Here is an 8485-nt window from a genome sequence, read left to right on the forward strand (position 1 = left end):
ATCAACCGTGCCTCTTCAGCGGCGGTCAATGACAACAGCGTGGTCTTGAAGGAAGATTACGAGCCAACGACACTTGTCGGTGGGAAGAAAGCCAAGAAGGAAGTTTCTGTTACCAATACGGGGAATGAAGATGTGTTTATTCGTATCTCGTATGAAGAAGTCCTGAAGCATCTAACTAACAAAGGAGAAACTAAATACGACGATTTAACTACGCATCCAACCGCAAAATATGATCCAGATGAAACGACTCTTGGAAAAGATGCACCGATCATCTTTGATATGGCGCAAGCAACCAAAGATGGTTTTGTCGAAGTACCTGCGGCTCAAATTACTGGTTTAGATGCTACTGCTGATGAGAATGTGAAATTGTTCGTCAAAGGTAGTCGCCAAGTAGATCCTTACAATTCAACGAAATTTACTCATAGCATGGAATATCGTTTAGTTCATGAATATACAGCTGGCGAATATCAAGCAATGTCATGTTCTGCGAATCCGACAGATTTTGCGACCAATACTAGCGATCAAGCAAAAGATTGGAACTACACATTATCTGATGTGAAGTATGGCTACTATGCAAAGGGCTATACACATAAAGTAGTCAACTGGGCGAAGTCAAGCGTGGCACCGCAGGGTGAAACAACGGTTACAGGCCGTGCATTGATTGGTACTGCAGGAAGTCGTTATGGTGTTAGTTATAATTACAAAGCAGAAGCTGACGGTTTTGGTGTAGGCTTTGACCTTTCTGCTACTGCAATTCCTGTAAAACCAGCAGCCGCTATACCTCAGGTGCCAATTGAGAGTGGTAAGCAATACGATGTACAAGCAGATACGGATGGATTAGAAACAAGTGCGATTGCCATCGAGTATGGACCATCAATGGTGACACCAACTACCTTAGACGCAAACAAGTGGGTATACAATTCGGACGATGGGTGGTTCTACTACACATCGAAATTAAGTTCTGGTCAAACAACTGACTTGTTAATGAAGAATCTAGTCTTCAAAGGCGCTATGGGTAAAGAATATACCAATGCCAGCTATGACTTAGGTTTGAAAATGGAAGCTATTGCCGCAAACAAAGAAGCATTAACTGATTCTGCTGGTTGGGGCATGACTACAAGTCAAACGAATACTGGTTTGATCCATACCTTCTTAACAACACCGCCAACACCGCCCGGACCTTAATGGAATGAAAAATGAATGCCATGATAAGGGAGGAGGACACAAGGTTGAAAAAAATTGCTGCTGTTCTCAGTAGCCTCCTGCTTCTGTTACTTTGTTTTGGCGGTTCATTGTCTGCACATGCGGTAGAAGCACTTCCTCCCGGCATGGTCATTGGCGATTCGGATGGCGTGTACGCGACATCAGATGGTGAGTATTACATTGATCTGGTGGACATTAAACCGGGAGATAGCTACGAAAAGGAAATTACCATTCGCAGCTTGGATCTGGAAGAGCCGTTCTCGTTAGGGTTGTTGGCTGAAGAAGTCTCTTCCACAGGCTCGATCAACTGGGCGGATCATATTTTCTTGACGTTGTCTTTGGATGGCGAAGAGATTTACGATGGGTTGCTGCTAGGTGACGGGACGTTCGATTGGTCGAAGACGCCATTAGAGTTAGGTGTCTGTAAGTACGGAACCGATAAGATTCTTACGGCGACTTTTACGGTCGATCCTGCAGTAAGTGATGAAGATCTGCGGGAACAAAGTGTGTTGGAATTTTACTGGACCTTTGTGGGAACCAGAGATCAACCAACCAAACCTTCTGATTCTAGTGAGCCACCAGAACCATCTGAGTCCTCTGAATCATCCGATTCTTCTACGCCGACCACTTCTTCCGATTCGTCGGGATCAGGTCGGGGTGCATTGCCTGGAACTGGAGGTACACCACCTCGTGCCTCCGGTTCGGGCAAGCTTTTACCACAAACGGGTGAAGAGATCGTGTATATGTTTCTCACCGGATTGTTGTTAATCTTGATTGCTTTGTTCTTATGGAAGAGACCACGAGAGGAGGAGCAGGAATGAATCAAAAGGAGAAACGCCGCCATTTGTTTCGGGTGTTTGTTAAAAGCAAGCTATTATTTGCCTGCTTCTCGCTTGTGTTAAGTCTGTTATTGGTTCTTGGGAGCACCTATGCTTGGGTAACAAAAGCCGATGAACGGGTCAACCGATCACCGAAAAATAAGACGATCGTATCGGCTAGAATCGAAGAAGATTTCCATACGGTAACCCGTTGGGCACCGGGAACCACTCGAATAAAAGCGGTTCGGGTGAAAAATGACGGTACGACCAAAGCCATTGTCCGATTGTCCTTCAAAGAGTTCTTTGTGGGCTTTGACGTCGATATTACCGACAATCATCGGTTAGATGACACCATTGTTAATGGTAACGGCAACTTAAAGGTGCATGAATTGGATGATGCCACGGATACGTTGATCAAGGTTGATGATGTCAGTACTTGGGAAGTAGGAAATAAGTATCAAGAAGATGCGTCCACTTTTTACCTAGCTGATACCGTATTTAAGAATGAAACCTACAAGTACAGTAACAGGCCTAACAATGTGTTGGCTTCTTTCCAACTGGATTTCCATCCGACTAAGTTTTTTGATCAGCTACCGACAAATGAAACCAACTATTGGTTTTACCATAACGGCTACTTTTATTATTCTGAAATTTTGGAGCCTAATGAGGTCACGGAAGATCTGCTAAAGAGTGTCACGCTAAGTCCTGCTTATGCCAACGAGTACAAAGGAGCGCTGTATAAGTTGGTGCCAGAAATGGACGCTCATGATATTTCCGAATCGGTCTTAACTGACTGGAGCATAAAAGGAACGGATGCCGAGAAACTGTATAAGGATAAGCTTCACTACATGAACAAAACGAGTGAAGGAGGCACAGGATGAAGCAGCGAAAAAGACGGTCTCATAGCCCAATCTATTTAGCCGTAATTCTTGGCTGTCTCCTTCTTTTAATTGGTGGCGGCTATCTGGTTTATGCGGCGATGACGGACCAAGATCGCAAAGAAAATGATTTCCAGATTGGACAGGTGGAGACAAAGATTGACGAAGTGTTTGATGGGCCATTGGAATCAATAAAAAAGAACACTTCAGTTACTAAAAAGGTTCGGATTGAAAACACTGGAACCATTAAGCAGTTTGTCCGAGTGATGGTTCTGCCAGAAGTACGAAAGTGCATTGTAAGAGACGAACCGAACGAACAAGTACTACCGTTAAAAATAGGAGCGGATATTGTACTTGAAGAAATGACCACCGCTGATTGGATCGATGGTGGTGATGGGTATTACTACTATACAAAAGCTGTGGAACCAGGTAAAGAGACTAGCTATCTGTTTGAAACTGTGAAGCTTTCAGATCAGCTGGCTGATCGATATTTACAGGCTAAGCTTTCTATCACTTTAAAAGTGGAGACAATCAATTGTGCAGAATTTGCTTATCGAGATGCTTGGTGGCAAGGAAGTACGCCGCAAACAGGATCACCATTAAAAGATGTGGATAATGCACTACAACCAGAGACAGAAAAAGAAGACTAGGGATACAGCTTCCCCACTGTGTCCCTCATTAAGAGAAGCAACACTCATGAGGTGAGTGTTTTACAACTAGAACATTGATTTGATAAGTGTTGAAAGAAGGGGTAGGGAAAATGATTAAGGGTTTGATTAAACAAAAAAAGAAAATTACTAGACGAAGTTTTATTGCTTTAATACTGATATTTTTAGTTGCCGGAGTCAGCTATAATTTATTTCGAATAGAATCTAAATCACCAGAAAAAATCCAGGCTTCAACTGTTGTCACACCAGGAGATTTTCGCTTAACAGCTGATAACAGTTGGGATAATTCAACTGATGTTCGGCAGAATTACGCAAAGCTAGATTGGACTGCACAAGATAACTTGACTCAGTCAGGATATAAGCTGTATCAATCTGAGGATGGGGGGCCTTGGGAAAATCGGTCGATGTCCTATGGGAAAAGTATACGAGTATTGAATGTATATCCTGAAATACCACAGTCCAATACTTTAAAGGGATGGATGGACGGTTTAGGATTGAAGGCAGATGACGGAATAACAAACTTGATTCAGGTTACTCCAGTGGATATTAATGATTATAATGCAAACCCAAATAGTTTTTTAAAAGCCCCGTCTGGAGAATACTTATACGATGTCATTATGTTTGGAAGTTGGGACTGTAACTATTTTAAAATTTTAAATGCAACTGGGTATCAGGCAACTAGAGATTTTGTTAATACAGGGAGAGGGGTCCTATTTGGTCATGATACGATAGTTCAGCACAATAGCTTAAAGCCTGCTGGGGTGGATCACTTTTTAGAATTTAGAAGCGATTTAGGAATAGGATATCCACCTAACGTAGCAACAGGTTGGGACGATAACTGGGATTCAAGTCCTGCTGTATACACTGGTTCAGATAAAATAAAAATATTAAATAATGGATATTTAATGAAATATCCATTTGAAATGGGAAATGGGGTAGTCTTAGATATCCCTTACACTCATAATACAGAGCTATCAGCAAAAGGTGTTGGAACAGTCTGGGCAGAATTAATCGAACCGAAGCCTCCTTTGGCAGTCGATATTTACGATGATGCGAACTGGCGTGGCGCGTGGTTCTTGAAAACTAATAATAATGTAGCAATGATTCAAACCGGTCATAGTAATGGAACTTCATATATAGAAGAGCGTCAAATAATAGCTAATGTGCTTTATAATTTGGCCCAAGTATCACTAGAAAGTAATGCTTCTGATTATTCTGTAAAAGACGATCAAGCTCCTGACAAACCCAAATCGATTATTCGTTGTGGAAGCACAGATTCAATCAATATCAGAGTAGATGCTAAAGACAAGGGGAAAAAATACAGATTTAAAGTTGAGGCGGATACACGAGATGGCATATTATTGACATCTGATATAGTGGAAGAAGTGATTACCAGTAATATAGCTGGATACTTTTATGCGATTACAGACAGTCCTATAGATAATCCTACTACAGGAGTAGCAGCTAAGGTAAAGGGACTAAAAGATAGTGATCCACACGGTAGGATTAATCCAGATCTTTGTGATTTAAAAACTGATCCTGATGATGACTCTGTTGAATATGAGACTGCTAAAACAATTACTCTTTCGAGCCAAGAAGCATCTGGCAAGTACTTACACGTAGTAGCAATTGATCGTGCAAGTAATATTAGTGAAGTTTCTAGCCAACTGATAGAGGAATTAGTTCAACCAGTGGATTTTGAAATCGAGCGAACCGGTGATGAGGCCAAACTAGTTGATCTAGCAATCGATACCTCAATCGGTAATAAAATGAAATCAATCGAAATTCAAATTCCCAAGAATACAGAGATTAAGGACTTTGCTTCATTAACTTTACCGACAGACTGGTACTCGTTTGAAAATAGTGAAACAACTGATTACTATTCCTTCAGTTTTGCGATGGAAAATAATAATGCAGCAGCAACTATCCAGAATTTCCTAAATGACTTACGATTTACTATTAATGATCCAGTAAATAATGCTGGAACTATCAAGGTGATCTTACATGAGAAAGTGTACACTTCCTGGATTGATGGGGACGGAAAAGCACACTATTATGTCTTTATGCCAGAATTTACAGCACCAGGGAAAAACTGGTTTCAAGCTTATAATAGTGCAAAAAAAATGAAGTATAGAGGGCTGACAGGTTATCTGGCTACTATAATGTCTGAAGAAGAGCACAATTTCATATTTGATAATATTGCCAAAGAGCCAGGCTGGCTAGGTGGTACAAGAGGTGTGTTAGTAAATCAAACTAAGATTAACGATGAGATGACAGTACCTCAAAGAGTAGAAGACTACAATATAAATCAAGACGAATGGTATTGGGCAAATGGTCCAGAATCGGGAAACGTATTTTTTGTAGGTAAAACACGAACGGGAAGCTATACGCCACCGAATGCCTATAGTGCTTTTACACCTACAGAACCTAGCAACCATAATTCTGAAGAATACGCTTTACAGTTTGCTCAGTTAAACAATAAATACTGGAACGATTTGCCAGGAAATTGGACATATGACCCACGCAATTTGAAAGGATACTACGTTGAATTCTCCGAATATGGTGGTCAAACTGAAAGCGAGGAACTCACAGATGTTTGCTGGAATGCAGCCATCCCGCAAAAAATATCCTTGAAAGCTTACGAAGAAGATGGAACCGCACTGCCTGCTGGTGATATTCTTTATGATCAAGAGCTGAGGATTGGCAAGGCAATTACTGTCGTTCCAAAAGAACTGGATTTTTACACATTTCTTGAATTGCGAGATATGAGTAATACACCCAAACCCCTTTCTTACAAGGTAACTGATACACACCAAGAGGGAAAATTAATCTACTCTCTTAGAAGAGCAAACTTAAATGTTCGACAAGTGATTACAAATTCCAATACTGAACTAGTGGTTCCATCAGAGGGATATTTATCTGTTAAACATCAACTGAATAGCGATGGGTCGATTAATGGGAATTATCAATTGGATACAAGGATTGCTTCTGATAAACAAAGCAATAATCCTGGTTTTACCAAGGTGATTTTTGCTACAGATCATTTAGGGAATGCGGAAGATAAAGTTCAGTTGTCAGTGATTGTTCCTGCCTTTTACAAGATAGCGGGCTATTCTCTGTCAAATGATCAAGCAAGTCATACGGATACTCCTGATTTCAGTGACGATAAGATCTTGCTGTCTCGAACGGACATTTATGATAAAGGTGAATACTGGATCACCATCTATTTGGAACCGAACGGAACCAATGGTGGCCATCCTCAACCATATAGTTGGGACTATAAACACAATGACTTAGGGAAGATTGTTAACCCGTAGAAAGGAAGGAATGATTGGTGGTCTATCTTTTATTACTCGTGCTGGGACTGGTGCTGCTGGTTCAGAGTTACCTCTTGTTTAATCTGATTCGTTCGCAACAAGAATTGGAACGAAAAGTAGCACATTTATCTAGAATGATCAGAAAACCTGGCGCGAGAAAAGCACCACCAAGACCCAAGAATAAAGGGGAATTTTATGAAGAAAGAGGCCGAAGGCGATGAATCTGGGGTATGCAAGAGGGTATCAATTCACCCAACAATTGGATTTATTGGAAGACTACTTTGTGGACGAAGTGTTCTCCGATGGTCATGAAGAAGCTGAGGCCTTGTTTTCACCGATGAGTGAGTTTCAAGCGTTGCTAGATTTTTCTAAAGAAGGCGATACGTTAGTAATTGCATCTTTGGAAGTTCTTTCGCGAGATTATCGGCAACTGCTGGCTTGCTTGGATCAATTGGAACAACGCAAGATTGAGCTGGATGTATTGAACATGCCCCAGATGACGTTGGAGGAATGGCGTCAGATCTTTAAGTGGTCGGTTCGTAATGATCGGTTGCTGCACCCATACTTGGTTCAAGTTGGTAAAGAACGGAATCGGAGTAAGTCGGCTTATTCTTTGTTCAGTAAAGAGCCGGAAGCTCGCAAATTATATCGGGAGATTATTTGGTTGTTAGTGGAGAAACTAACAGTTAGACAAATTGCTCAGCGAAAGCGAGTGCCGATCGAAACGGTATATCGTATCCAACAGGAACTCAGGCAGGTACAGTTGGCAATTATTCTAGTCATCTGTTTCCTACTGGCAATCTTTAGTATTAAGCTAGTCGAGTCGTATTTTGATCAAGTGTGGATTCAAGTGATGATCTGTATTGTCGTCACATTAATTATTTTATGGAATGTCTTGGTGGACAGTGAAGCTGTGGAACAGCCTGTGAAGAAAAAAACGAAAAAATCCTAGAGAAGGTGGAATTTATGCAACAACATGTATTGATTTTAACCAGAAATATTTTATCAGAAGAGGGATTAATCCGACAGCTTCATTATTTGAACTATGAGGTTTTATGCTCGTCGGATCTGCTGCAAGTTTTACAAATGGGCAAGGGCTCACCGATGTTCTCCTTTTTCCAGGCCGTGATTTTAAGTGAAACATTGAGTAACAGTGAAGTGGAGAAAATTTTGCCGACTTTACAGACTTTTCCGATCGCTGTATTGAGAAACAGCGAAGTCTATCCGATTAAGGAACAGACCGAGTGGCAGGATCAGGGGATTCATGGCTGGGTTTCGAAGAATGGTTCGATCGAGACATTGCGGGAAGCGATCGCCGAAGCACTACAGATCGTGTACGAACAAAGAATGGCTAACAGTCAGATTCTAGCCTTTCCTGTTGGGGATAGCGAATCTGAAAGAAGCTTAGTGAAGACGGTTTGGAATAGTTTTTCCAAGACAGAGAAGAAAGTGTTTGAACAGTTGTTGCAGGCTAAGAATGATGGGGTGCTTTCTCGCAAGGAAATTTGCGAGTACTTATGGCACGATGGAGAAACTCCTTCCAATATGAGTCAGCTGTCTTGTTTGATTAATAAGATTAAACGGAAGTTCGAACGGGTAGG

General features: G+C 41.3%; 7 protein-coding genes. All 7 read left to right on the forward strand.

All coding sequences use genetic code 11. The features are described 5' to 3' along the window. Nucleotides 1-1185 (forward strand): hypothetical protein (locus JZO70_RS20420; protein WP_207675544.1); only part of this gene is annotated, 1185 nt, incomplete at its 5' end. A 20-nt stretch (nt 1186-1205) separates the two neighbouring features. Beyond that, complete coding sequence (locus JZO70_RS20425) at nt 1206-2024, forward strand: LPXTG cell wall anchor domain-containing protein (RefSeq protein WP_207675550.1); 819 nt, start codon at nt 1206-1208, stop codon at nt 2022-2024. Continuing rightward, a complete protein-coding gene (locus tag JZO70_RS20430; protein ID WP_207675545.1) occupies nt 2021-2902 on the forward strand; it encodes a BsaA family SipW-dependent biofilm matrix protein in 882 nt (293 codons plus the stop codon). Before JZO70_RS20425 ends, JZO70_RS20430 begins: the two co-directional genes overlap by 4 nt. Next, the gene (locus JZO70_RS20435; protein WP_207675546.1) at nt 2899-3549 is read left to right on the forward strand and encodes a TasA family protein; all 651 of its coding nucleotides are present in this window, start codon (nt 2899-2901) and stop codon (nt 3547-3549) included. Before JZO70_RS20430 ends, JZO70_RS20435 begins: the two co-directional genes overlap by 4 nt. 110 nt (nt 3550-3659) lie before the next feature. After that, nucleotides 3660-6884 carry a C-type lectin-like domain-containing protein gene (locus tag JZO70_RS20440; RefSeq protein ID WP_207675547.1) on the forward strand — a complete coding sequence of 1075 codons (3225 nt, stop codon included), beginning with the start codon at nt 3660-3662 and terminating at the stop codon, nt 6882-6884. Between the two features lie 217 nt (nt 6885-7101). Continuing rightward, entirely contained in the window at nt 7102-7836 is a 735-nt protein-coding gene (locus tag JZO70_RS20445; protein ID WP_207675548.1) for a recombinase family protein, read from the forward strand. A 14-nt stretch (nt 7837-7850) separates the two neighbouring features. Next, nucleotides 7851-8485, forward strand: a 635-nt coding sequence (locus JZO70_RS20450; protein ID WP_207675549.1) for a hypothetical protein, incomplete at its 3' end; no start/stop codon positions are given.

It is taken from the genome of Candidatus Enterococcus moelleringii (assembly GCF_017377575.1).
Classification (GTDB): Bacteria; Bacillota; Bacilli; order Lactobacillales; family Enterococcaceae; genus Enterococcus_A; species Enterococcus_A moelleringii.